The sequence below is a fragment of the Streptomyces endocoffeicus genome (assembly GCF_016741935.1).
Classification (GTDB): Bacteria; Actinomycetota; Actinomycetes; order Streptomycetales; family Streptomycetaceae; genus Streptomyces; species Streptomyces endocoffeicus.
This window is the reverse complement of the sequence record NZ_JAERRG010000014.1, coordinates 162,909-186,861: the sequence shown is the minus strand read 5'-3', so window position 1 is coordinate 186,861 and position 23,953 is coordinate 162,909. Positions and strand designations below refer to the sequence as shown.

General features: G+C 72.4%; 21 protein-coding genes. 13 read left to right on the top strand and 8 right to left on the bottom strand.

Annotated features, from left to right (window positions below):
* Nucleotide 1 precedes the first annotated feature (1 nt).
* From JK364_RS30880 to JK364_RS30865, 4 genes are all read right to left on the bottom strand, one after another.
* Complete coding sequence (locus JK364_RS30880; RefSeq protein ID WP_201854626.1) at nucleotides 2–478, bottom strand: FMN-binding protein; 477 nt, start codon at nucleotides 476–478, stop codon at nucleotides 2–4.
* Between the two features lie 93 nt (nucleotides 479–571).
* Nucleotides 572–1,900, bottom strand: coding sequence for a ferredoxin reductase family protein (locus JK364_RS30875; protein WP_201854704.1), 1,329 nt, complete (start codon nucleotides 1,898–1,900; stop codon nucleotides 572–574).
* A 139-nt stretch (nucleotides 1,901–2,039) separates the two neighbouring features.
* On the bottom strand, nucleotides 2,040–2,930 hold the full coding sequence (locus JK364_RS30870; RefSeq protein WP_201854625.1) for an endonuclease/exonuclease/phosphatase family protein: 891 nt from the start codon (nucleotides 2,928–2,930) through the stop codon (nucleotides 2,040–2,042).
* 113 nt (nucleotides 2,931–3,043) lie between these two features.
* Nucleotides 3,044–3,337: a hypothetical protein gene (locus JK364_RS30865; RefSeq protein ID WP_201854624.1), complete on the bottom strand. Its 294-nt coding sequence runs from the start codon at nucleotides 3,335–3,337 to the stop codon at nucleotides 3,044–3,046.
* A 144-nt stretch (nucleotides 3,338–3,481) separates the two neighbouring features.
* Between JK364_RS30865 and JK364_RS30860 the strand changes: the two genes are divergently transcribed.
* The 3 genes from JK364_RS30860 (at nucleotide 3,482) to JK364_RS30850 (ending at nucleotide 7,250) form a co-directional block, all read left to right on the top strand.
* The gene (locus tag JK364_RS30860) at nucleotides 3,482–4,678 is read left to right on the top strand and encodes an argininosuccinate synthase (protein ID WP_201854623.1); all 1,197 of its coding nucleotides are present in this window, start codon (nucleotides 3,482–3,484) and stop codon (nucleotides 4,676–4,678) included.
* A 113-nt stretch (nucleotides 4,679–4,791) separates the two neighbouring features.
* Complete coding sequence (gene argH, locus JK364_RS30855; protein ID WP_201854622.1) at nucleotides 4,792–6,222, top strand: argininosuccinate lyase; 1,431 nt, start codon at nucleotides 4,792–4,794, stop codon at nucleotides 6,220–6,222.
* 38 nt (nucleotides 6,223–6,260) lie between these two features.
* A complete protein-coding gene (locus JK364_RS30850; protein WP_201854621.1) occupies nucleotides 6,261–7,250 on the top strand; it encodes an aldo/keto reductase in 990 nt (329 codons plus the stop codon).
* A gap of 204 nt (nucleotides 7,251–7,454) precedes the next feature.
* On the opposite strand, the gene JK364_RS30845 is transcribed toward JK364_RS30850, so the two are convergent.
* Together JK364_RS30845 and JK364_RS30840 are read right to left on the bottom strand one after the other, a co-directional pair.
* Entirely contained in the window at nucleotides 7,455–8,261 is an 807-nt protein-coding gene (locus tag JK364_RS30845; RefSeq protein WP_201854703.1) for an alpha/beta fold hydrolase, read from the bottom strand.
* A 385-nt stretch (nucleotides 8,262–8,646) separates the two neighbouring features.
* Nucleotides 8,647–9,321 (bottom strand): lysophospholipid acyltransferase family protein, encoded by a 675-nt coding sequence (locus tag JK364_RS30840; RefSeq protein ID WP_020867138.1) that lies wholly within the window; start codon nucleotides 9,319–9,321, stop codon nucleotides 8,647–8,649.
* Nucleotides 9,322–9,594: 273 nt separating this feature from the next.
* Between JK364_RS30840 and JK364_RS30835 the strand changes: the two genes are divergently transcribed.
* The 3 genes from JK364_RS30835 to JK364_RS30825 all read left to right on the top strand — a co-directional run bounded on the left by JK364_RS30835 (nucleotide 9,595) and on the right by JK364_RS30825 (nucleotide 12,112).
* Nucleotides 9,595–10,758 (top strand): glycerophosphodiester phosphodiesterase, encoded by a 1,164-nt coding sequence (locus tag JK364_RS30835; RefSeq protein ID WP_201854620.1) that lies wholly within the window; start codon nucleotides 9,595–9,597, stop codon nucleotides 10,756–10,758.
* A gap of 204 nt (nucleotides 10,759–10,962) precedes the next feature.
* Complete coding sequence (locus tag JK364_RS30830) at nucleotides 10,963–11,484, top strand: sigma-70 family RNA polymerase sigma factor (RefSeq protein ID WP_201854619.1); 522 nt, start codon at nucleotides 10,963–10,965, stop codon at nucleotides 11,482–11,484.
* 124 nt (nucleotides 11,485–11,608) lie between these two features.
* Nucleotides 11,609–12,112, top strand: a complete 504-nt coding sequence (locus tag JK364_RS30825; RefSeq protein WP_201854618.1) for a GNAT family N-acetyltransferase — start codon at nucleotides 11,609–11,611, stop codon at nucleotides 12,110–12,112.
* 36 nt (nucleotides 12,113–12,148) lie between these two features.
* On the opposite strand, the gene JK364_RS30820 is transcribed toward JK364_RS30825, so the two are convergent.
* Together JK364_RS30820 and JK364_RS30815 are read right to left on the bottom strand one after the other, a co-directional pair.
* Complete coding sequence (locus JK364_RS30820) at nucleotides 12,149–12,628, bottom strand: hypothetical protein (RefSeq protein ID WP_201854702.1); 480 nt, start codon at nucleotides 12,626–12,628, stop codon at nucleotides 12,149–12,151.
* A gap of 16 nt (nucleotides 12,629–12,644) precedes the next feature.
* A complete protein-coding gene (locus tag JK364_RS30815) occupies nucleotides 12,645–13,013 on the bottom strand; it encodes a hypothetical protein (protein WP_198280134.1) in 369 nt (122 codons plus the stop codon).
* A gap of 148 nt (nucleotides 13,014–13,161) precedes the next feature.
* Here JK364_RS30815 and JK364_RS30810 point away from each other — a divergent pair, with 148 nt between their 5' ends.
* The 7 genes from JK364_RS30810 to cobT all read left to right on the top strand — a co-directional run bounded on the left by JK364_RS30810 (nucleotide 13,162) and on the right by cobT (nucleotide 23,878).
* Nucleotides 13,162–13,809, top strand: coding sequence for an HAD-IA family hydrolase (locus JK364_RS30810; protein WP_201854617.1), 648 nt, complete (start codon nucleotides 13,162–13,164; stop codon nucleotides 13,807–13,809).
* A gap of 401 nt (nucleotides 13,810–14,210) precedes the next feature.
* Nucleotides 14,211–15,269: a methionine ABC transporter ATP-binding protein gene (locus tag JK364_RS30805; RefSeq protein ID WP_201854616.1), complete on the top strand. Its 1,059-nt coding sequence runs from the start codon at nucleotides 14,211–14,213 to the stop codon at nucleotides 15,267–15,269.
* Entirely contained in the window at nucleotides 15,266–16,048 is a 783-nt protein-coding gene (locus JK364_RS30800; RefSeq protein ID WP_201854615.1) for a methionine ABC transporter permease, read from the top strand. The genes JK364_RS30805 and JK364_RS30800 overlap by 4 nt, the downstream gene beginning before the upstream one ends.
* Before the next feature lie 91 nt (nucleotides 16,049–16,139).
* Complete coding sequence (locus JK364_RS30795; protein ID WP_201854614.1) at nucleotides 16,140–16,964, top strand: MetQ/NlpA family ABC transporter substrate-binding protein; 825 nt, start codon at nucleotides 16,140–16,142, stop codon at nucleotides 16,962–16,964.
* Nucleotides 16,965–17,162: 198 nt separating this feature from the next.
* Entirely contained in the window at nucleotides 17,163–17,810 is a 648-nt protein-coding gene (locus tag JK364_RS30790; protein ID WP_201854613.1) for a GNAT family N-acetyltransferase, read from the top strand.
* A 295-nt stretch (nucleotides 17,811–18,105) separates the two neighbouring features.
* On the top strand, nucleotides 18,106–19,359 hold the full coding sequence (gene cbiE / locus JK364_RS30785; protein ID WP_201854612.1) for a precorrin-6y C5,15-methyltransferase (decarboxylating) subunit CbiE: 1,254 nt from the start codon (nucleotides 18,106–18,108) through the stop codon (nucleotides 19,357–19,359).
* A 280-nt stretch (nucleotides 19,360–19,639) separates the two neighbouring features.
* Nucleotides 19,640–23,878 carry a nicotinate-nucleotide--dimethylbenzimidazole phosphoribosyltransferase gene (gene cobT, locus JK364_RS30780; protein WP_201854611.1) on the top strand — a complete coding sequence of 1,413 codons (4,239 nt, stop codon included), beginning with the start codon at nucleotides 19,640–19,642 and terminating at the stop codon, nucleotides 23,876–23,878.
* Nucleotides 23,879–23,953 lie beyond the last annotated feature (75 nt).

Genomic DNA, 23,953 nt, shown 5'->3' with positions numbered 1-23,953 from the left:
ATCACTTGGCACCCGCCTTGTCGAGCGCGCTCTGCAGCGACTTGGCGTAGCCCTCGCTGGTGTAGGTGGCTCCGGAGACCGTGTCCACCTTCGCCGCGGACACCGCCTGCTGGTTGAGCTTCGGTATGGAGTCCTTGGCGATCTGCTCGCTGCGCGGCCCGGAGTCCGGCGTCTTGACCGCCTGCGCGCCGGTGATCTTCCCACCGTTGACGGTGAGGCTCACCTGGACCGGGCCGTACTGCGTCTGTACGGCGTCGCCGGTGACCGTACGGGCGCCGCCCGCACCCGCCCCGGCCCTCGCGCCGCCCCCGCCCGGCGGTGCCGTGGCCGCGACGGGGGGCGCCTGCCCCGGCTGGTTCTCGGCGACGGTCTGGCCGCCCCCCGAACCCGGCTGCTTCAGCGCGAGCAACAGCACCACACCGGAGACGGTGGCGGCCGTTCCCACGACGATGCGGCGCAGCGGATGCTTCCTCTTCATGGCTTCACCTCGGTCACAGCTCGAACGACTGGGTCACGGCTCAAACGACTGGGGCACGGCCCGGACGACTGGGGCACGGCCCGGACGTCTCGGTCACAGCTCGAAGGATTCGTGGTGGATCCGGCGATCCGGAACCCCCGCCTCGCGCAGCGCCCCGTACGCGTGCTCGGCCAGGCCCGGTGGGCCGCACAGATAGACGTCGTGGTCCTCGATGTCGGGGAGCAGATGGCCCAGCCGCTCCGCGGTGATCTCCGGCCGGGCGCCGTCCGGGCCGTTCACCGCGTACAGCAGCCGGGCCCCGCGCTCGGTCGCGATCTGCTTCAGCTCGTTCCACAGCGCCAGGTCCCCGACGCTGCGGGCCCGGTAGAGCAGGGTGAGGTCGCTGCCCTTGCCCGGCAGCGTCTCGAACAGCGCCCGGATCGGGGTGATCCCGGCGCCGCCCGCGATCATCAGCACCTTGCCGCGGCTGCGCCGCGCCGCGGTCATCGCCCCGTACGGCCCCTCCGCCCACACCCGCGTCCCCGGCTCCAGCGAGGCCAGCCCCGTGCTGTGGCCGCCCACCGCCTTCACCGTGATCCGCAGCAGCTCCGGCCGGGGCGGCGCGGAGAGCGAGTACGGATGGGAGCCCCAGCGCATCCCCGGGGCCAGGAACCGCCATCGGAAGAACTGTCCGGCCTGCGCCCCGATCCGGTGCAGCTTGCGCCCCTTGATCAGCACCGACACCACTCCGGGCGCCTCCGGTACGACGGCCTCCACCCGCATCCGGTGCCGCAGGTTCAGCCGCAGCGGCACCAGCAGCCGGTACCAGACCACCAGTGCGGTGACCGTGCCGTACAGCGCGTACCAGGCGGTCTCCGCGGTCTTGTTCCCGACGAACTCCGCGCCGGTCGCGAGCTGGTGCCAGAACGTCAGGAAGACCGCCAGATAGGTGAGCAGATGCAGGTAGTACCAGACCTCGTACGACATCCGGCGGCGCACCATGCCCGCCGAGATCAGCCCGATCACCACCAGCAGCCCGGTGCCGATCACCGCCTTGATCATGTCCGGGTAGTCCATGACCACGGTGACGGACTGGTCGACGAAGCCGGTGCCCGCCTGCTCCGCGTAGCCCGCGATGATCAGCCCGACATGCGCCACGATCAGACACAGCGCGTACCGCCCGCTCAACGCGTGCCACCGCGAGACCCGGTCCGACCCCACCCGCCGCTCCAGCGCCGGAACGCGCGCCATCTGGAGGACGACGAGGGCGAGGACATAGCCGCCGAGCAGCCCGCTGAGCCGCCCGGCGTGGGTCAGCCACTGCGCGGTGCCCTCGACGTTCGGAGTGTTCTGCCACCACAGCGACAGCACCGCCGCCGCACCCGCCAGACTCAGCAGGATCAACGGCACGGCATGCGAACGGCGAGGCTGGATGCGGCGCATGGCCTGCCGCCGCCCGGCCCGGCTGTTCAGTAGCGTCGTCACGGCCTGTCCCCTTCCCTTGGGCTCCGGCGCAAGGGAATACGGCCCCGAGCGCGGGATGACTCAAAGGCCGCCGGGATTCACAGGTTTCGGCCGTGGCTCACAGGTCCGGCTCAGGATTCACAGGTCCCGGGCGTCGCCGGCGGTGGCGCACGGGCAGCAGCAGCTCGCTCACCACCGGCAGGTGGTCCGACGCCTCCGGGTCCGCCGTGAACACCTGGGCGGTGAGCGGGCGCAGGTCGCGGGAGGGGAGGAGGAAGTCGATCCGGGCGTGCGGGTTGACGGAGTCGTAGGTGAAGCCGTCGCCGGTGCCGGCCTGGGGCCACACATCGCCGAGCACGTCGGTCAGGGTCCGGATCTCCGGGGTCTCGGACGTGGCGTTCAGGTCGCCGACCAGGATGGTGCGCTCCGGGGAGGACCCGAGGAGTTCGACGATCCGGGCGGACTGCCGCTCGCGCTCCTGGCTGTCGTTGTGCTGGAGATGCGTCACGGCGAACTCGACGCAGCCGCCGCGCACGTCCAGCGTCGCCTGGAGCAGACCGCGCTGCTCATGGCCGGGAACGAGCGGCAGATGGGTGTTGGTCCAGGACCGGATCGGCCGGCGGGAGAGCACCGCGGTGCCGTACTGACGGCGCGGCCGGCCGGGCTCCTCCGGGTCCAGGTCGAGGTTGGCGCCGAAGGCGTGCCGCATCCCCAGCCGCTCGCCCAGCCAGGCGGGCTGGTCGACGAAGCCGCTGCGCTTCCAGAACCGGTCGACTTCCTGCAGGCCGACGACGTCCACCCGCATGGCCTGGATCACCCGGGCCACGCGCTCCAGGTCCAGGACGTCGGCGGGGCTCGCGCCGTGGTGGATGTTGAACGTGGCCACGCGCAGCGGCCGCGGGCCGGTGGCGGCGGCCGCCACCCCGGACGTCCCGGCGGCGGTGGCGCCGACGCCGACCGCCGCGGCGAGGAACCGGCGGCGGCTGGGGGCAGTGTTCAGGTGATTCATGGCGGTTAGCGTGCGTTCCGGTTCCGAACGCCTTCCCACGGCGCCATGAACGGCCTTGGGCGGGTGGGAGTCGTCTCGGCCGGAGCGGTCCCCCGTCCGTACCGGTACGGATGTCATCGATGGTGGAACTTGATCGGGTAGGACACCGTTGAGCGCGGTTCGGGCTGCTTCTTGCCGCCCTTCCCACCGCCCTTCTTCCCGTCGTCCTTCCCGTCGTCCCTCTCGAAGTGGACGGGATACCGGGCCGTCTGATGGGGATTCGGCGACTTGTCGTCGCGGGTGTTGCCGTCACCGTGGTTGTTGATCCACAGGACCCCGACCACGAATGCGCCGAGCACCATCATCTGCTTCTTCTGCACCGGCCCCGACTCCCCCTCGGTCCGCAGCTGCGCTCCCCGCCCCGCCATGGTCTCAGCCCGGCGGCCGAATGGGCAGGTGCTACCGCGAACGCGCCGCGGCGTTCGGCGGTCAAACGCCCGCCGATTTTGACGAAACATACGGACCAGTGCATACTCATGCAGAAGAAGCGTATGGATCGTAAGGAGGCACCCGTGACCGAGCGCGTCGTACTCGCCTACTCGGGCGGCCTGGACACCTCCGTCGCCATCGGCTGGATCGCCGAGGAGACGGATGCCGAGGTCATCGCCGTCGCCGTGGATGTCGGCCAGGGCGGTGAGGACCTGGACGTCATCCGTAAGCGCGCGCTCGCCTGCGGGGCGGTCGAGGCGGAGGTCGCGGATGCCAAGGACGAGTTCGCCGAGGAGTACTGCCTTCCGGCGATCAAGGCCAACGCGCTGTACATGGACCGCTACCCGCTGGTCTCCGCGCTGTCCCGGCCGACCATCGTGAAACACCTGGTGGCCGCCGCCCGCAAGCACGGCGCCGGGACCGTCGCCCACGGCTGCACCGGCAAGGGGAACGACCAGGTGCGGTTCGAGGCCGGTATCTCCTCCCTCGCACCCGATCTGACCTGCATCGCGCCGGTCCGGGACTACGCGATGACCCGGGACAGGGCGATCGCCTTCTGCGAGGCCAGGGGCCTGCCGATCGCGACCACCAAGAAGTCCCCGTACTCGATCGACCAGAACGTCTTCGGGCGGGCCGTGGAGACCGGCTTCCTGGAGGACATCTGGAACGCGCCGATCGAGGACGTCTACGAGTACACCTCCGATCCGGCCACCCCGCGCGAGGCCGACGAGGTGATCATCACCTTCGAGAAGGGCGTCCCCGTCGCGATCGACGGCGAGCGCGTCACCGTGCTCCAGGCCATCCAGCGGCTGAACGAGCGGGCGGGTGCCCAGGGCGTCGGCCGGATCGACATGGTCGAGGACCGGCTGGTGGGCATCAAGTCGCGGGAGGTCTACGAGGCGCCCGGCGCCATCGCGCTGATCACCGCCCACCAGGAGCTGGAGGCCGTCACCGTCGAGCGCGAGCTGGCCCGCTACAAGCGGCAGGTCGAGCAGCGCTGGGGCGAGCTGGTCTACGACGGTCTGTGGTTCTCGCCGCTCAAGCGGGCCCTGGACGGATTCATCGCCGAGGCGAACGAGCACGTGTCCGGCGAGATCCGGATGACCCTGCACGGCGGCCGGGCCGTGGTCACCGGACGGAAGTCGCACACCTCGCTGTACGACTTCCACCTGGCGACCTACGACACCGGCGACACCTTCGACCAGTCGCTGTCCAAGGGCTTCATCGAGATCTTCGGGATGTCCAGCAAGATCGCCGCGAAGCGGGACCTGCGGCAGTAGCCTTCGCACCAGCGTCATGCCCGCGTACCCGACGTACGCGACGCGTCACGAGCCGCCTCCCCGCCCCGCGGCGGGGAGGCGGTCGCACACCCACAGCCGACAGGAGCAACAGCGTGAGCAACGGCAACAGCGGTGACGTCCGGCTCTGGGGCGGCCGCTTCGCCGACGGCCCGTCCGAGGCACTGGAGAAGCTCAGCGCCTCCGTGCACTTCGACTGGCGCCTGGCGCCGTACGACATCGCCGGATCCCGCGCCCACGCCCGGGTGCTGCACACGGCGGGGCTGCTCACCGCCGATGAGCTGGAGCGGATGCTGGCGGGCCTGGACCGGCTGGAGGCCGATGTCGCTTCCGGTGACTTCACCGGCACCATCGCCGACGAGGACGTCCACACCGCCCTGGAGCGCGGACTGCTGGAGCGGCTGGGCCCGGACCTCGGCGGCAAGCTGCGGGCCGGACGGTCCCGCAACGACCAGATCGCCACCCTCTTCCGGATGTATCTGCGCGACCACGCCCGGATCGTCGGCGGGCTGATCGCCGACCTCCAGCAGGCCCTGGTGGGGCTCGCCGAGGCGCACCCGGACGTCGCGATGCCCGGCCGTACGCACCTCCAGCACGCCCAGCCGGTGCTGTTCGCCCACCATGTCCTCGCCCATGTCCAGGCGCTGTCGCGGGACGCGGAGCGGCTGCGGCAGTGGGACGAGCGCACCGCCGTCTCGCCGTACGGCTCGGGCGCGCTGGCCGGGTCCTCGCTGGGCCTCGACCCGCAGGCGGTCGCCGCCGACCTCGGCTTCGAGCGGGGCTCGTCCGCCAACTCGCTCGACGGCACGGCCTCCCGTGACTTCGTCGCCGAGTTCGCGTTCATCACCGCGATGATCGGCGTCGATCTGTCGCGGATCGCCGAGGAGATCATCCTCTGGAACACGAAGGAGTTCTCCTTCGTGACCCTCCACGACGCCTTTTCCACCGGCTCCTCGATCATGCCGCAGAAGAAGAACCCGGACATCGCGGAGCTCGCGCGCGGCAAGTCCGGCCGGCTGATCGGCAACCTCACCGGGCTGCTGGCCACGCTCAAGGCCCTGCCGCTCGCGTACAACCGCGACCTCCAGGAGGACAAGGAGCCGGTCTTCGACTCCTGCGACCAGCTCGAGGTGCTGCTCCCGGCCTTCACCGGGATGATGGCCACGCTGACCGTCAACCGCGAGCGCATGGAGGAGCTGGCCCCGGCCGGGTTCTCGCTCGCCACCGACATCGCCGAATGGCTGGTGCGGCAGGGCGTGCCGTTCCGGGTGGCGCACGAGGTCGCGGGGGAATGCGTCAAGGAGTGCGAGCTGACGGGCATCGAGCTCGACCAGCTCACCGATGAGCAGTTCGCCAAGATCTCCCCGCATCTGACGCCGGAGGTCCGCGGCGTTCTCAATGTGCGGGGCGCGCTGGCCTCGCGCGACGGACGCGGCGGCACCGCCCCCAAGGCGGTGCGGGCCCAGCTCGCGGAGGTCAAGGAGGATCTGGCCGCCCAGTACGCGTGGGCGGGCGCCAAGCGCTGACAGCGACAGACCGAAAGGGAGAGGTGGGGACACGGAGTATGGGCGTCGAACGTCTCACGGAGATCGCGGCCCCCGGAGCGGGGGCGGCCCGGATCGGGCTCGGCCTGGCCGCGGTCGGCCGCCCCGCCTACATCAACCTCGGCCGGGACCGCGACCTCCCGGCCGAGCGCCCGGTCGAGGTGATGCGGCGGCGCAGCCATGAGCTGCTGGACGCCGCGTACGCCGCCGGAGTGCGCTATCTGGACGCGGCGCGCTCCTACGGCCGGGCCGAGGAGTTCCTCGCCGACTGGCTGCGGGACCGCCCGGACGCCGCCCGGGACGTGGTCGTCGGCTCCAAGTGGGGCTATACGTATGTCGCCGAGTGGCGTACGGACGCCGAGACCCACGAGGTCAAGGACCATGGCGTCGAGACCTTCGACCGGCAGCGCGAGCTGACCGACGCGCTGCTCGGCGACCGGCTGGACCTCTACCAGATCCACTCGGTGACCCCCGAAAGCCCGGCCCTCACCGACCCCGAGCTGCACGCGCGGCTGGCCGGGCTCGCCGCGGAGGGCGTGACGGTCGGCGTGTCCACCAGCGGTCCGCGCCAGGCCGAGGCGATCCGGGCCGCGCTGGCCGTGGAGGTCGACGGCCGGCCGCTCTTCCGCACCGTCCAGTCCACCTACAACCTGCTGGAGCCGTCGGCCGGGGCGGCGCTGGCCGAGGCCCACGAGGCGGGCCGGGCGGTCATCGTCAAGGAAGCCGTGGCCAACGGCCGGCTCACCGAGGCCGCCGAGCGGCTTCCTGAGGCCCTGCGCCAGGTGGCCGAGGAGACGGGCGCCGCTCCGGACGCCGTCGCCCTGGCCGCGGTGCTGGATCGGCCCTGGGTGACGGTCGTCCTCTCCGGCGCCGCCACGATGGACCAGCTGCGCTCCAACCTGGCCGCCGCCGACCTCCGCCTGGACGAGTCCCGGTCGGCCCGGCTGGAGCGACTGGCCGAGCCCCCGGAGACCTACTGGCGGCACCGCTCGGAGCTGCCCTGGGCCTGACCGTCGGCTCCTTCCAGCCCGGCCGGCGATTGAGGCCACGCCCGGAGGGCGTGCGGGGGGACGGGAAAGACGCGGCTGCGGGGGTGTCCGCCGTGTGGCAGAGCTTCGCCCCTGGACCCCGGGGTCTGGGGCGGAGCCCCAGTTGTGGGAAGGGGCGGGGAGGGGAACAGCCCGCCGCAGGCGCCACGACCCGCTGGACACGCCCTAGAGCAGGCTCAGGAACGAACGGACCGCGCGGGCGTACGGCCGGGGCGCGTCGTCATGGATCCAGTGACCGCACCCGCCGAATTCGCGGAGCTTGGTGTTGGGGCGGCGGGTGGACATCTCGTGGGCGTGGCCCGGTGGCAGCAGCGAGCTGTGCTCGCCGCGCATCAGCAGCGCGGGACAGGAGGAGCCCAGCCAGTCGTCCCAGAAGTCACCGCACATCGCCTGCTGCGACGCCATCATGTGGCTGGGCTCGAACAGCAGCCGCCAGCCGCCCGATTGCGGGTCCGGCTCGGCGCTGTCCAGGAAGTACGAGGCGTCCGGAATGCCCCGGGACTCGATGGCGGCGCGCAGCTTCTCCCGGTCCACGGCCCAGGTCGGCCACCCGGAGACATCGAGCACCGGATGGCTGACCACCGGACGGTCCGTCACCGCGCCGATGTCCTCGACGACAAGCGCGCTCACCAGGTCCGGATGGCGGGCGGCCAGCGCGTACGCGCCGACCGCGCCGGTGGAGTGGGCGATGACCGGGACCGGGCCGAGCCCCAGCTCCCGCAGCAGCGCGGCGGCGTCGGCCACGTACTCGTCCAGCGTGAAGGGGCCACCGCCGCCGGTCAGCCCGTGCCCCCGCTGATCGAGGGCGATCACCCGCCGTTCGGGGGCGAGGGCGGCGGCCAGCGGCGCGTACATCCGGCCCCGGCCGAAGTGGCCGTGCAGGGCCAGGACCGGGTCGCCCGGTCCGCCGAAATCGGTCACGGCGAACCGCCGACCGCGCAGCATCACGAAGTCGGGGGAGGGCACGGTCATCGTGGTCACCCGCGGCACCATAGTGGCCGGGCCCGGTGGTGACCAGCGGGTAGCGGAATCAGATCTTCCGCACATCTGGCGCCCCGCGACAGCGGCCGGAACGTCGGCTCGCCGGACCGCGAGGCGGACGTTGTGCCCGAACGTATGGCGCCCGGCCGCCGACCCGTGCGACCGAGCCCCGGCGGTTCGCCGGACCAAACCTCCGCGCCCCGGACCGAACCACCGCGCCCCGGACAAAACCCGCCGCGCTTCGCACAAAACCCGCCGTGCCCCGGGCACCAAGCCCCGGCGGCCCGGATGGAACTCCGCACGCCCGCCCACACAACCGCGGCGGCCCGGAAACACCGGACCGCCGCGGTTCGCCCGAAACATCAGGCGTCAGCCGTTATGCGGCCGACTTCGCCTTCGTGGCGTAGATGTCCACGTACTCCTGCCCCGACAGCCGCATGACCTCGCTCATCACCTCGTCGGTCACGGCCCGCAGCACATAGCGGTCGCGGTCCATGCCCTCGTAGCGGGTGAACTCCAGCGGCTCGCCGAAGCGGACCTCGACCTTGCCCGGCCGCGGCAGCCCCTTGCCGCCCGGCTGGATCCGGTCGGTCCCGATCATCGCGAACGGCACCACGGGCGCGCCGGTCATCAGCGCCAGGCGGGCGATGCCGGTGCGGCCGCGGTAGAGGCGGCCGTCGGGGGAGCGGGTGCCCTCGGGGTAGATGCCGAAGACCCTGCCCTCCTCCAGCACCCGACGCCCCGTCATCAGCGCCGCGACGCCGCCGCGTCCGCCGTCCCGGTCCACCGGGATCATGCCGACGCCGGTGAAGAACCAGGCCATCAGCCGGCCCTTGAGGCCCTTGCCCGTGACGTACTCGTCCTTGCCGATGAAGAAGACCTGACGGTCACAGACCAGCGGCAGGATCATCGAGTCGATGAAGGTGAGATGGTTCCCGGCGAGGATCACCGGGCCCGAGCCCGGAATGCCCTCGGCCCCCTCGACCCGTGGGCGGAACATCAGGCGCATCAGCGGACCGAGTACTGCCTTCAGAAACGCGAATCGGGACACGGGCCCTCCGGTCGGGGTCAAGGTCTGGGACGCAACCGTGTACGGTCCGTCAACCTCGTACCGCACCCGAGCGCCGATGAGGACGATACTCGCCGGTCGCACTCCGGCGCACACCAGGTTCACCCACCTGGTATGCGGTCCGTACGCGGTGTTGACCCCCGTTCCCCACACGTTTCGCCCGATGTCTCCCGTAGGAAAGCCGCCCACGCCTACCATCAGGCCGTTCTCTGACTGGATTTGACAGGTGTTGAACACCACATCAAGGAGTGCTGCATGGAGCGGGAGCAGAAGCCCGGACGGCGCGCCCTGCTGGGGGCCGCGGCCCTCGGCGCGGGAGCGATGGCGCTGAGCGGTGCGGGCACGGCGACGGCCGCGGAGCCGCGGACCGCGCCGGACGCGGCCGCGGGAGCGTCCGGCCGGGGCCATGAGCTGCCGGTTCCGACCGTGATCGGCCACCGCGGCGCCAGCGGCTACCGGCCCGAGCACACTTTCGGCTCGTACCAGCTCGCCCTGGACATGGGCGCGGACATCATCGAGCAGGACCTGGTCCCCACCAAGGACGGCCATCTGGTCTGCCGCCACGAGAACGACATCACGGCCACCACGGACGTCTCCGCCCACCCGGAGTTCGCCGACCGCAAGACCACCAAGACGGTCGACGGCACCAAGCTCACCGGCTGGTTCACCGAGGACTTCACCCTCGCCGAGCTGAAGACGCTGCGCGCCAAGGAGCGCATCCCGGGCAACCGCCAGCGCAACACCCTCTACGACGGCCGCTGGGACGTGCCCACCTTCGAAGAGGTGCTCCAGTGGGCCGAGCGCGAGGGCCGCGAGCGCGGCCGCCGGATCTGGCTGTACGTGGAGACCAAGCACCCCACCTACTTCCGCAAGCTCGGCCTCGGGCTCGAGGAGCGGGTGGCCAAGCTGCTGCGCCGCTACGGCCGCCACCGCAAGGACTCGGCGCTGTTCCTCCAGTCCTTCGAGCCCAGCAGCATCCAGCGGCTGCGCAAGCTGGTGGACACCCCGTCCGTCGTGCTGCTGTCGACCATGGACAGCCGGCCCTGGGACTTCGTCGAGGCGAACGACCCGCGGACGGTCGCGGACCTGGTCAAGCCCGAGGGGCTCAAGTGGATCGCGAGCTACGCCCAGGGCATCGGCCCCGATCTGTCGGTCATCATCCCCCGGACGCCGGACGGCAAGCTGGGCACGCCCACCAGCGTGGTGAAGGACGCCCACGCGGCGGGGCTGATCCTGCACCCGTACACCATGCGCAACGAGAACACCTTCCTCCCGGCCGACTTCCGCCGCGGCACGGACCCCAACGCCTACGGTGACGCTTTCGGGGCGTTCAAGGCATACTTCGCGACCGGAATCGACGGCATCTTCTCCGACAACGCGGACACCGCGCTGCTCGCGGCGGCGGACTTCCGCAAGTGATCCGCCCGTAGGGCGAGCGATCCGGCCGTAGGGCGAATGATCCGGCCGTAGGGCGAATGATCCGTCCGTAAGGCGAACGATCCGTCTGTGAGAGGCGGCGGCGGGGGCGCGCGAGCGTCAAGGCGCGGCCCCGCCGCTTCCCCGGTCGGGTGAGACCGCGGTCACCGGGCAACCACCCCACGATCGGTCCTCGTCCCGCCCGGCATGGACCTTGTGAAGCAGCTGGGCCCGTTGCTGGCCGCCGAAGCGGCGGCCGAGGCACACGGCGTCGGCGTCGAGCCCGCCGAACTCGAACAGGCCGTCTGGCTACGGCTGCTGGAACGCACCCGGGACGCCGGACCGCCGCCCCACCCCGCCCGCTGGCTGCGTCGCGCCGTCCGGGCCGAGGTGCGCGGGGCCAGGCGCCGGGCGCGCCGCGAGGTGCCGTACGACCCGGTGGCCGGCGGCCCGCCCAGCGGCCCCGAGCCCCGTCCGGCCGAACACGCCGTGCTGGCCGCGGAGACCCGCCGGACGCTGCGCGCGGCGGTGCGGCGGCTGCCCGGACGCTGCCCCGCGCTGCTCACGGCGATGCTCTCCCGCGCGGATCCCACGTATCGCGAAATCGCCGGTCAGTTGGGAATGTCACAGGGCAGTCTGGGCCCGGTACGTTCCCGATGTCTGGGTTGCCTGCGCAGAATGCTCACGGCGGAGGTTGCGGCTCCTGAACCATGGGGAAAGGAGCGATAGACAACCGGCGCCTCGGAGGCGGACGCCGACCACGCGGCGCCTCCACCCAGGCCATGAACCCCCGGTCGCACTCCTACCCTCACCGCGACCGGTGGACTGACGACATATGGGGAGGCATGCGCACATGGGCATGAGCGTGACCATCTCCGCGGCGACCGCGGACGACGCCGAGCAGATCCTGAAGCTGCAGTATCTGTGCTACCAGGGCGAGGCGGAGCTCTACGGCGACTTCTCGATCGAACCGCTGACGCAGTCGCTCGACGACCTGCGCGCCGAACTGAGCGAGGGCTGTGTGCTCGTCGCCCGGCTCGGCGCGGAGGTCGTCGGCTCGGTCCGCGGAGTCGTCGACGACAAGGGGACCGCCGCCATCGCCAAGCTGATCGTCCACCCCCGGATGCAGCGGCACGGCCTGGGCGGACGGCTGCTCGCGGCGATCGAGGAGCGGCTCTCCGGGGAGCGGGCAGCCAAGCGGTACCGCCTGTTCACCGGCCACCGCAGCGAGGGCAATCTGCGGCTGTACCGCCGCTACGGCTACGCCCAGGTGGGCACCGAGGAGGTCAACCGCCGACTGAGCCTGGTCACCCTGGAGAAGGACGCCACGGCCACCGCGTACGCCGCCAGCGCCTGACACGGGACGCAGGGCACGGGCACGGGCCCGCCGGGGTCAGCCCCGGCGGGCCTTCCTGAGCCACAGCAGGCCCGTGACCGGCAGGAAGATCGGGATGAACAGATAGCCCATCCCGTAGTCGGACCACACCGTCTGGTCCGGGAAGGCCGACGGGTCGGCGAGAGTCCAGGTGCCCACGGTCAGCACCCCCACCAGCTCCAGCGCACAGCAGACGATCGCCGCCTTACGGGCGCCCTCGCCGCCGCGCACCAGCGAGACCGTGATGAACGCGTACACCACCGCGGAGACCGCCGAGAGGATGTAGGCGAGCGGGGCCTCCCGGTACTGCGCGATCAGCTGGTAGACCGAGCGGGACGCGGCGGCCACCGTGAAGACCCCGTAGAGCATCACCAGCAGCCGCCCCGGGCCCTGACCGAGCCCGGTGCGCGCGGCGGATTCCGGTTTCCCGGCCGCCTTCCCGGCTGCCTTCCCGGCTGTCGTCCCGGCCGCTTCCCCGGCCGTCGAGTCCTCGGTCATCGACGCCTCCCGTGATTCAGCCACCGACGCCTCCCCAGATGTCATAGAGCCGCACCTCGAGCACGGCCAGCACCACGGCCGCCGCGGAGACCGTCGCCGACCCCCAGCGGGTCCGCTCCGTCAGCGACATGAACGCCGCGATCGGCACCGCGAGCGCCGAGCCGATGAGATACGCCACGAAGATGGCCACCCCCTGCTGGGGGTCGGCCCCGCCCGCCAGCCGCACCACTCCTATGCCCAGCTGCACGATCGCCAGCAGGGCCACCACGGCCATGCCGATGAAGTGCCAGTCCTTGGTCGGCTGGTCCCGGTAGGCGGCGAAGCCGCACCACGCGGCGAGGAGGAGCGCGGTCACGCCAAGCGCGACCGTCAGCGCGTCGATCAACGGGACCTCCGCGCGGTGCGGCGGCGCACCCGACGGCGGCGCACACAGGGAGTGACAAGCATGGGACGAGGGTAATCGGCCCGGCCCGGCGCACCGCGCTCGGCCCCGCGCCCGAGGGCCTCCGCCACCCCCACGTACGCTGCGGCTCATGAAGATCTCCGCTGACGCGCTGTTGTTCGACAACGACGGAACCCTCGTCTCCTCCCTGGACTCGGTGCATCGCTGCTGGACCCGCTGGGCCGAGGAGCAGGGGATCGCGGCGGAGGACTTCGCCCGGGTCGAGCTGCACGGCCGCCCGGCGGACGACATCATCGCCGATCTGCTCCCCGCCGACCGCGCCCCGCGGGCCCGGGCGCGCATCGACGAGCTGGAGCTGGAGGATGTACCGGGCGGGGTGAAGCTGCTCCCCGGCACCGCCGAGCTGCTGGCGGGGCTGCCCGCCGGGCGCTGGGCCGTGGTCACCTCCGCCAACCGCGAGCTGGCCGAGGCCCGCCTCGCCGAGGTGGCGATCCGGCCGGGGACGCTGATCAGCGCCGATGACATAACCCGTGGCAAGCCCCACCCCGAGCCGTTCCTGCTGGCCGCCGAGCGGCTCGGAGTCGACCCGGCACGCTGTGTGGTGTTCGAGGACGCCCCGGCCGGGCTCGCCGCGGGCCGCGCGGCCGGGATGCGGACCGTGGCATTGGCCACAACGACCGACCGGGCGGAGCTGGTCGCCGATGTCGTGGTCGAGGACCTGTCGGCCGTGTCCGTACAGGTCTCCGACGGGGGAGTGGAGATCACCTGCCGGGTCTGAACCGGGTCCCGGCCACCCCGCCGGTTGTCCACGGACCGAGCAGCGCCGTCCGCTATACGGACATGCTTGATGGGTCCGCACCGGTGTCTGTTTTACTTGCAGCCATGACCACGACGAGCTGCCGCATCCCTGCGACCGAGGCGATTCCCGCGCCCGGTGCTCGTTGTCGGTGTCGAATGTGTGACTGCTGAGGGCCCCTGCTGAGCCTCGCGCCCCGAAGCGAGACCCGCTGAGCCGGATCCGTGCGTCCATCGCGCCGGACCGCGCCGCCCCGCGTCACCGGAACCCGAACCGCGCCCACACACCGGGCATGCCCTCGGGTCCGCCCTGCCGCGTTCCGAAATGAACGAGCCGTGCCCGGCGGCACCAACCGCCGTGCACTCAACAGTGACGGAAACCCTGTGATCACCACCACGGACCTGACCAAGGTCTACCGCTCACGAGGCCGCGAGGTCACCGCCCTCGACGGCGTCGATCTGCATGTCCGCGAGGGGGAGGTGTACGGCGTCGTCGGCCAGAGCGGCGCCGGGAAGTCCACCCTCATCCGCTGTGTCAACCTCCTGGAGCGCCCCACCTCCGGCACGGTCAGCGTGGCCGGCCAGGACCTGACCGCACTGACCGGCCGGGGCCGGGGCGCGGCCGGGTCCGCGCTGCGCCAGGCCCGCAGCCGCATCGGCATGGTGTTCCAGCACTTCAACCTGCTCTCCTCGCGCACCGTGCGGGACAACGTCGAGCTGCCCCTGGAGATCCTCGGCGTCTCCGGCAAGGAGCGCACCCGCAAGGCCCTGGAGCTGCTGGAGCTGGTGGGCCTCGCCGACAAGGCGAAGGCGTACCCCGCACAGCTCTCCGGCGGCCAGAAGCAGCGCGTCGGCATCGCCCGCGCGCTCGCCGGCGACCCCAAGGTGCTGCTCTCGGACGAGGCGACCTCCGCACTGGACCCCGAGACCACCCGCTCGATCCTCCAGCTGCTGCGCGACCTCAATGAGCAGCTGGGCCTGACCGTGCTGCTCATCACCCACGAGATGGACGTCGTCAAGCGGATCTGCGACTCGGCCGCGCTGATGCGCGACGGGCGGATCGTGGAGTCCGGCAAGGTCAGCGAGTTGCTGGCCACGCCAGGCTCCGAGCTGGCCCAGGAGCTCTTCCCGGTCGGCGGGGTGCCCTCGGGCGAGGACCGCACGGTCGTGGACGTCACCTTCCAGGGCGAGGCGGCCACCAAGCCGGTCATCTCCCAGCTGTCCCGTACGTACAACATCGACATCTCGATCCTCGGCGCCGCCATGGACACCGTCGGCGGCCACCAGGTCGGGCGGATGCGGATCGAGCTGCCCGGCCGGTTCGAGGAGAACGTCGTCCCGATCGGCTTCCTGCGGGAGCAGGGCCTCCAGGTCGATGTGGCGGCCATCGCCGACGGCCCGCGCGCGAACCCGACCCCGCTGCTCAAGGAGGGCGCCAAGTGACCTGGTCCGAGATGGAGCCCCTGCTGGAGCAGGCGTGTTGGGACACCCTCTACATGGTCGGCTGGTCGGCGCTGATCGCCGTCGCCGGCGGACTGCCGCTCGGCGTGCTGCTGGTCCTCACCGACCGCGGCGGAGTGCTCCAGAACGTGGTGGTGAACAAGGTCGTCGGGCAGGTCGTCAACATCGCCCGCTCGATGCCGTTCATCATCCTGATGGTCGCCCTGATCTCCTTCACCCGCGCGATCGTCGGCACCACCATCGGCCCCGAGGCCGCCATCGTGCCCCTGGCCATCGGCGCCATCCCCTTCTACGCCCGGCTCGTGGAGACCTCGGTGCGCGAGGTGGACGGCGGGCTGGTGGAGGCCGTGCAGTCGATGGGCGGCTCCACCTGGACGGTCGTCCGCAAGGTGCTGCTGCCCGAGTCGCTGCCGTCGCTGATCTCCAGCGCGACCACCACGATCGTCGCGCTCATCGGCTACTCCGCGATGGCCGGCACGGTCGGCGCCGGCGGCCTCGGTGACCTCGCCGTCCGCTACGGCTACCTGCGGTTCGAGACCAAGCTGATGTGGATCACCGTCGCCATCCTCGCGGTGGTCATCGCCATCATCCAGTTCGCGGGCGACCTCGCCGCCCGCGGCCTGTCGCACCGCGGCCGCTCCTCGGTCGCCCCGCGGCTGGTGCTGCTGCGCGGCGGCGCGTCCCGGGCCGGGAGGCCCGTGCCGGAGCAGCGGGCCGCGCCCGCCGAGATCGAGACCGTGGAGCCCACCAAGGTCCCCTGAGCCCCCACCCCTTCACCCCCGTACCGCCCCGCCCGAATTCCGCTTCCGCACCCGCGGCGGATTCGTGCGTCCCCGAAGAAAGGCACTTTTCGTGCGTAACACCACCAAGACCGTCACCACCGTCCTCGCCGCCGGAGCGCTCGCCCTCGGTGTCGCCGCGTGCGGCGCCCCGGGTTCGTCGGACGACAAGAACGGCGCGCTGGTCGTCGCCGCCAGCCCCGTCCCGCACGCGGAGATCCTCAACTACGTCAAGGACCACCTGGCCGACAAGGCGGGCCTCAAGCTCGAGGTCAAGGAGTTCACCGACTACAACACGCCGAATCTGTCCACCCAGGATGGCTCGGTGGGTGCCAACTACTTCCAGAACCAGCCGTTCCTCGACGACTTCAACAAGAAGAAGGGCACCGACATCGTGCCCGTCGTCACCGTGCACCTCGAGCCGCTCGGCCTCTACTCGCACAAGGTGAAGAAGGCCGACGAGCTCAAGAAGGGCGCCACCGTGGCCGTCCCGAGCGACACGGTCAACGAGGCCCGCGCGCTGAAGCTGCTGGACGCGAACGGCGTCATCAAGCTCAAGAGCGGCGTCGGCAACGAGGCCACCCCCAAGGACATCACCGCCAACCCCAAGGGCCTGAAGTTCAAGGAGCTGGAGGCCGCCCAGCTGCCGCGGTCGCTCGACGACGTGGACGCCGCGGTCGTCAACGGCAACTACGCCATCGAGGCGCACCTCAAGCCCGCCAAGGACGCCCTCATCCTCGAGTCGCCCAAGAACAACCCGTACGCCAACTTCCTGGCCGTGAAGAAGGGCAACGAGGACGACCCGCGGGTGAAGAAGCTGGCCAAGCTCCTCACCTCTCCGCAGGTGAAGAAGTTCATCAAGGACCAGTACCAGGGCTCCGTGCTGCCGTCCTTCTGATCCGCGGCACCCCGTCACCACCGCAACGAATTCGCCAACGTTTCCCGCCCGCCGGCGGATCCCCGAGGCTCCGCATCCGGACCTACCACCGGATGCGGAGCCTCCCGATTCACCCCCCGTGCTGCATTTCCCCTGCGTGATGCTGCATGCTGGGCCTTTCCACGGCCCAGACAACGATCCCCGGTTACGGAGCGGCGCATGACATCCACCTTCCCGGACATCTCCATCAGTACGGAACGGCTGGTGCTGCGCCCGTTCGAGGAAGCGGACATACCCGCGCTCGCGGACATGATGAACGACGAAAGCGTCATCGCCTGGACCCGGGCGCCCTATCCGTACAACCTCGGCGACGCCCGCGACCAGGCGCTGCGGCTCGCCCCGGCGGAACGGACCACCGGCCGCGGAATCGTCTTCGCGGTCGCCGAATTCCTCACCCAGCGGCTCGTCGGCATCGTGCATCTGCGCAATACCGACTGGCGGCTGCTGGCCACCGAGGCCAGCTATATCGTCGCCCACTGGGCGCGGGGTGAGGGCTATGCCTCGGAGGCCGTGCTGGCCGTGGCCCGCTGGCTGTTCCAGGACCAGAAGTTCGAGCGCCTGGAGCTGCGCACCGCCGCCGGCAACACCGCCGCCCAGCAGGTCGCCCAGAAGGTCGGCTGCATCAGCGAGGGCGTATTGCGCCACGCCTGGATAGCCCGCACCCAGACGGAGGACGGCGGCTGGACCGATCTGCGCACCGACCTCATCGTCTGGAGCCTGCTCGCCGAGGACCTCGACGGGGCCCCCGGCCAGATCTCCGGGCCCGACGGCTACGGCGTCTACCCCAGCTACTCCGACTGGGGCTGACACCCCGCCGCACCCCGGCCGGGGCGGACATCCGGCGCATTCGCGCCGTCCGCGCCCTCGGCACACCACCCCAGCGCCCGCCCCCGCTCCGGCGGTCCGGACCAGCCGGGGTAGTCTCTGTGCGCGCCGAGCACCCGCGCCTCGGCGGCGTCCGGGGCCGTGCCCCGCGCATCCGCGGCGCACCGGCCGCGACCCGCCCGTGGACCCTCGCGGGCACCCCACCGCGACGCATCCGCACCCCACCGCGACGCACCCGACAGACCCGACCCGCCACACATAGGGGAGAACAAGGACGATGGCCGACCGCGTCACGGTGATCGGTTGGGACGGCACCCCGCTCACGGACGCGGCCCGCTCCGCCCTCGGCGCTGCCACCCTCGTGGCCGGCGCCGCCCATCACCTGGCGCTGCCCGAAGTCCCGCCCGGCGCCGAGCGGATCCGGCTCGGCAGCGTGGACCTCGCGGCCCGCAGGATCGCCCAGCACCGCGGCTCCGCCGTGGTCCTGGCCGACGGCGACCCCGGCTTCTTCGGCGTCGTCCGCGCCCTGCGCGCCCCCGAGCACGGGCTCGAGGTCGAGGTCGTCCCCGCCGTCTCCTCCGTCGCCACCGCCTTCGCGCGGGCCGGGATGCCCTGGGACGACGCCCAGGTCGTCGTCGCCCACAGCCGCGATCTGCGCCGCGCGGTCAACGTCTGCCGCGCCCACACCAAGGTCGCCGTCCTCACCTCGCCCGGCGCGGGTCCCGCCGAACTCGCGCTGCTGCTCGGCCCGGTGCACCGCACCTTCGTCATCTGCGAGGCCCTGGGCACCGAACGCGAGCAGGTCACCGTGCTGACCTCCGACAAGGCCGCCGACCACGCCTGGCGCGACCCCAACGTCGTCATCGTCATCGGCGGCTCCGGCATAGCGCCCGTCCGCGGCGGTTCATCGGCCGGTGCCGCCCGCGGCGCGCTCCAGGGCGGCGGCTGGATCGCCGGACGCGACCCCGGCTACCCGGGCGCCGTCCGCGGCTGGGCGCTGCCCGGCCCCGCGTACGGGACCGCGCTGAGCGAGAGCGAGTCCCCGCAGCTGCGCGCCCTCCAACTCGCCCGCGTCGGTCCCCGCCCGGGCGACCTGGTCTGGGACATCGGAGCGGGCAGCGGCGCGGCGGCCGTCGAGACCGCCGGGTTCGGCGCCGCCGTCATCGCCGTCGACCGCGACCCGGACGCCTGCGAGCGCACCGCCACCCTGGCCCGCCGCTTCGCCGTACAGCTCCAAGTGGTCCAGGGCGTCGCCCCCGAGGTGCTGGAGGACCTGCCGGAGCCCGATGTGGTGCGGATCGGCGGCGGGGGCGCGCCCGTGGTCGCCGCGTGCGCCGCGCGCCGCCCCGAGCGCATCGTCACGCAGGCCGCGACCCGGGACGAGGCGGAGGCCATCGGCGCGGCGCTGGAGGACGGCGGCTACGCCGTCGAATGCGTGCTGTCGCAGTCCGTCGAACTGGACACGCGGGGCTGGACCGAACGGGAGCGCGCGGTCGCCTTCATGCTGTGCGGCCACCGTCCGCACCAGTGATTTTGTCCTTGTGACGTTCGCCCCGACCTTCGCCCCGGTGACCTGCTCCGGGCACCGCCCGGGGTAGGCTGGCGGATCGTTGTACTGCCTTCACCGCTGCCCGGCGTTCGGTGCTTTATTGGCCAAAGGCCGGAATGTGCCCCTCCCTTGGTGGGGCCGCGGTAGGCAAGCCTCGGGCGTGTCTACGTGCCGCGCACGGCGCACGCTCGTTCTTGCTCAGGGGGTTTGCTCTCGGCGGTAGGCGGTTGGAAGGAGCACTAGCGATGGGCGAGGGGTACGCATGACCGACACCGGCCAGGTCCCGGGCGAGGGACTGCCGGAGAACGCAGGCGGACGACTCGGACACCCGCACCCGGCGGATGTCCATGCCCCGCCTGCCGACGCCGGTTACATCGAACAGCCGCAGCCCGGTGTCCCTCCCGGCGCCGCCTACACCTTCCTCGACGGCTCCGAACACGTGGGCGAGGAGGACGACCTGCTGCTGATGCCCGGCGCCCAGGGCGCCTGGAGCGAGCAGCAGGCCCAGTACCAGACCGGGGCGTACGAGGCGGGCGTGCTCGACCCCGCCGCGTACGCCGAGACCCAGATGCCCGAGCCACAGCCCGTGGCGGAGCAGCCCGTACCGCAGCAGGCCCCCGCCCCGGCCGCTTACGCGGCGCCCGCCGCCCCCGCCAGGCGGCCGCTCCACATGGGCCCGCCGGTGCCCGACACCTCCAGTGGCGTGGTGCGTTCGCTCGCCGACCGGGGTCCGGCGGCGGGTCGGCACGCCGCGCCCGTACGCCATCCGGAGCCCCAGCCGCAGTCGGCGCCCGAGCAGCAGGCCTTCCCGGAGGCCCCGGAGCAGCAGGGCGCGCCCGAGCCGCAGCCGCAGGTGCCGCACCAGGTCGCGTCCCAGCCCGAGGTGCTGCCCGAGCCACAGCCGGAGTACGGGGCGGGGGCGCAGCACGGCGTCCCGGCGCCCGAGCAGGGCGGGATGGCCGAGCAGCAGTTCGCCGGGCCTGAGCAGTTTGCCGGGCCTGAGCAGTTCGCCGGGCCCGAGCAGTTCGTCATGCCTGAGCAGCCGTTCGCCGCGCCTGAGCTGTTCGTCGTTCCCGAGCCGCAGCCGGTCATGCCCGAGCAGCAGCCCGTCATGCAAGAGCAGCCGCTGGCGGCGGACTACTCCACCGCGCCCCAGTACGCCGCCGGGCCGCAGTACTTCACCCCGCAGCCCGACGACTCGGGTCAGCTCCCCGGGCCCCAGCTCGCGGACCTCTCGCAGCTCGTCGACGCCCCGCCGCCGGGGGACGCGTGGGACTCCACGCCGCCGGTGCGGCAGGTCGTTCCCATGGAGACGGGCGTTCCGGTCGAGGAGCCCCAGGTCGCGGAGGTGCCCGAAGCGGAGCCCGCTCCCGAGCAGTTCGCCCAGCCCGAGGCGTTCGCGCCGGAGGCGCAGCCGGTCCCGATGGACCAGACGTATGTGGATCCGGCCGCCGTGGACCTGGCCGCCGTGGACCCGCACCAGACGGGTGCGACCATCCCGGCCCAGGCCGGGGCGCCCGTCGTGGAGCCCGCCCCGCAGGCGGCCGTGGCCGACGAGCAGGTCGTCGACATCCCGGCCCAGGCCCAGAGCGAGCCCGTCACCGAACTGTCCGAGGCCCAGCCCGTCCCGGCTCCGGTCGCGGAGGCCGCGCCGGAGATCCCGGCGCAACTGGCCCATGAGCCGATCGCGATCGAGATGCCGCCCGCTCCCGCTGCCGAGGGTCCCGCCGATGAGGCCGCTCAGCAACTCCCGGAGCAGCCCGCCGAAACGGTGGAGGAGACCGCCGTGGACCCGGGTCACTCGATAGTGGCCGACGCGACGCCTCAGCCCGAGGCGTCCGACGCCGGGGAACCGGCCGCCGCCGAGACGCCCCAGCAGGAGGCGCCCGCCGAGCCGCAGGCTGAGGCGGCGGCTGGGGCGGAGGCCGCGCGGGAGGCCGAGGCCGCGACGCCGGAGGAGCCCGCCGAGGCGCAGGCGGCGGCCGAGGCGCCTGAGCAGGCGGCGGCCGAGGCGGAGTCCGAGCCGATCGCTGCTGAGGCGGAGACCCCCGAGACAGTGGCCGAGTCCATGGCTGAGGAGCCGCCACCGGAGGAGCGGGCTCCCGAGGCCGAAGCGGCGGACACCCCGGACACCCCGGACGCCGAGGCCGCCGCGAGCGAAGCGCCCGAGGCGGAGGCGCCCGAGACGGCCGAGGCCGAGGCGACGCCCGCCGAGCCGGAGGCGGAAGCGGTCGCCGAGGCAGCGCCGGAGACCGGTACGGAGGCCGCCGAGCCCATGGACGAAGCAGGGGCGGAGGACCAGCCCGCCGACCCCGAGGCCGTGGCCCCCGAAACGGCCCCCGAAGCCGAAGCCGAAGCCGTAGCCACCGAGTCCGAGACCCGGGCCACCGAGCAGGACGCCACGGAGCCGGAGGCCGGTACCCCGGAATCCGACGCTCCGGAAGCCGCCGAGCCCGAGGCCAACGCGATGGAGCCCACCGAGTCCGAGGCCGGGACCGCCGAACCGGAGACCACGGACGCGGAAGCCGCCGAGCCCGAAGCCACGGAGCCCGACGCCGGCGCCCCCGAAGCTGGCTCCGAAGCCGCTGACTCCGAAACCATCGACGCCGAGGCCGTCGCCCCCGAGCCGGAGCCCGAGCCCGAATCGGACCCCGAGACGGCCCCCGAATCCGCCGCGGAGCCGGACCCCGAGCCGAACCCCAAATCGGAATCCGAGCCGGAGCCGGAGCCGGAACTCGAGCCCGAGGCGGTCCCCATCCCCATCGGCCCCCGCGCCGAGGGGTACGCCGAGGCCGAGCGCGCCGCCGTCCACCGAGTGATGCGCGAGCGCCGGGACATCCGTAACGGCTTCCGGCCCGATCCCATCCCGCACGAAGTGCTGCTGCGCGTCCTCGAGGCCGCGCACACCGCGCCCAGCGTGGGGCACTCCCAGCCGTGGGACTTCGTCGTGATCCGCTCGGAGGAGACCCGGCGGGCCATGCACGAGCTGGCCGTGCGCCAGCGGGACGCGTACGCCAAGTCCCTCCCCAAGGGCCGGGCCAAGCAGTTCAAGGAACTGAAGATCGAGGCCATCCTCGAGACCCCGGTCAACATCGTCGTCACCGCCGACCCCACCCGCGGCGGCCGCCACACCCTCGGCCGGCACACCCAGCCGCAGATGGCGCCGTACTCCTCCGCGCTCGCGGTGGAGAACCTCTGGCTCGCCGCCCGTGCCGAGGGCCTCGGCGTCGGCTGGGTCAGCTTCTTCGACGAGCGCGAGATGGTCCGGGAGCTCGGGCTGCCCGAGCATCTGGAGGTCGTGGCGTATCTGTGCGTCGGATACGTCGACGAGTTCCCGGAGGAGCCGGAGCTGATGAAGGCCGGGTGGTCCAAGCGCCGCCCGCTGTCCTGGGTCGTCCACGAGGAGGCGTACGGCCGCCGCACCCTGCCCGGCGGGGACCCGCACAATCTGCTCCAGGAGACCCTGCGGGGCATCCGCCCGCTGGACGCCAAGGCGCTCGGTGAGGCGTGGGAGCGGCAGAAGCGGATGACCAAGCCGTCCGGCGCGCTCGGCATGCTGGAGATCATCTCCGCCCAGCTGAGCGGGCTGTCCCGGCAGTGCCCGCCGCCGATCCCGGAGCCCGCCGCCGTCGCGATCTTCGCGGGCGACCACGGGGTGCATGCCCAGGGGGTCACCGCCTGGCCGCAGGAGGTCACCACCCAGATGGTGGCCAACTTCCTGGGCGGCGGCGCGGTCTGCAACGCCTTCGCCGGCCAGGTGGGCGCCGAGGTGTGCATCGTGGACGTCGGGGTGGCGAGCGATCTGCCCAGCACCCCCGGGCTGCTGCCGCGCAAGGTGCGGGCGGGCACGGGAGACTTCACCGTCGGCCCCGCGCTCACCCGCGAGGAGGTGCTGCGCGCCATCGAGGTGGGCATCGAGACCGCCCGCGACCTGGTGGCCGCCGGGAACAAGGCGCTGCTCACCGGGGAGATGGGGATCGCCAACACCACCGTGTCGGCCGCCCTGGTCTCCGTCTACACCGGCGCCGACCCGGCCGAGGTGACCGGGCGCGGCACGGGCATCAACGACGAGATGCACGCGCGCAAGATCGATGTCGTACGGCGCGGGCTCGAACTGCACCAGCCCGATCCGGCCGACCCCATCGGCGTCCTGTCGGCGATCGGCGGTCTGGAGCACGCCGCGATCGCCGGGCTGCTGCTGGGCGGCGCCTCGCTGCGCACGCCCGTGATCCTGGACGGGGTGAGCGCGGGCGCCGCCGCGCTGGTCGCCCGCGCCATCGCGCCCGAGGTGCTGGCGGCCTGCATCGCGGGCCACCGCAGTGCCGAGCCGGGCCATGTGGCGGCCCTGAACAAGCTGGGCCTGCGCCCCCTGGTCGACCTGGATCTGCGGCTCGGCGAGGGCACCGGGGCGCTGCTCGCCCTCCCGGTGGTGCAGAGCGCCGCACGGGCGATGCACGAGGTGGCCACGTTCGACTCCGCGGGGGTCACGGAGAAGAACTGATGCGTGCCCCCGCCGCGTAGGGTGTCGGCGGGGGCTCCGCCCCACAGTCGATCAGCCGCTCCAGCGCCGCAGCGG

Coding starts and splice junctions, on each gene's coding strand:
- cobT (WP_201854611.1), top strand. CDS start 19,640: ATGACCGACACCGGCCAGGTCCCGGGCGAGGGACTGCCGGAGAACGCA.
- JK364_RS30810 (WP_201854617.1), top strand. CDS start 13,162: ATGAAGATCTCCGCTGACGCGCTGTTGTTCGACAACGACGGAACCCTC.
- JK364_RS30825 (WP_201854618.1), top strand. CDS start 11,609: ATGGGCATGAGCGTGACCATCTCCGCGGCGACCGCGGACGACGCCGAG.
- JK364_RS30850 (WP_201854621.1), top strand. CDS start 6,261: ATGGGCGTCGAACGTCTCACGGAGATCGCGGCCCCCGGAGCGGGGGCG.
- JK364_RS30830 (WP_201854619.1), top strand. CDS start 10,963: ATGGACCTTGTGAAGCAGCTGGGCCCGTTGCTGGCCGCCGAAGCGGCG.
- JK364_RS30875 (WP_201854704.1), bottom strand. CDS start 1,900: ATGCGCCGCATCCAGCCTCGCCGTTCGCATGCCGTGCCGTTGATCCTG.
- JK364_RS30845 (WP_201854703.1), bottom strand. CDS start 8,261: ATGACCGTGCCCTCCCCCGACTTCGTGATGCTGCGCGGTCGGCGGTTC.
- JK364_RS30880 (WP_201854626.1), bottom strand. CDS start 478: ATGAAGAGGAAGCATCCGCTGCGCCGCATCGTCGTGGGAACGGCCGCC.
- JK364_RS30865 (WP_201854624.1), bottom strand. CDS start 3,337: ATGGCGGGGCGGGGAGCGCAGCTGCGGACCGAGGGGGAGTCGGGGCCG.
- cbiE (WP_201854612.1), top strand. CDS start 18,106: ATGGCCGACCGCGTCACGGTGATCGGTTGGGACGGCACCCCGCTCACG.
- JK364_RS30835 (WP_201854620.1), top strand. CDS start 9,595: ATGGAGCGGGAGCAGAAGCCCGGACGGCGCGCCCTGCTGGGGGCCGCG.
- JK364_RS30820 (WP_201854702.1), bottom strand. CDS start 12,628: ATGACCGAGGACTCGACGGCCGGGGAAGCGGCCGGGACGACAGCCGGG.
- JK364_RS30790 (WP_201854613.1), top strand. CDS start 17,163: ATGACATCCACCTTCCCGGACATCTCCATCAGTACGGAACGGCTGGTG.
- JK364_RS30870 (WP_201854625.1), bottom strand. CDS start 2,930: ATGAATCACCTGAACACTGCCCCCAGCCGCCGCCGGTTCCTCGCCGCG.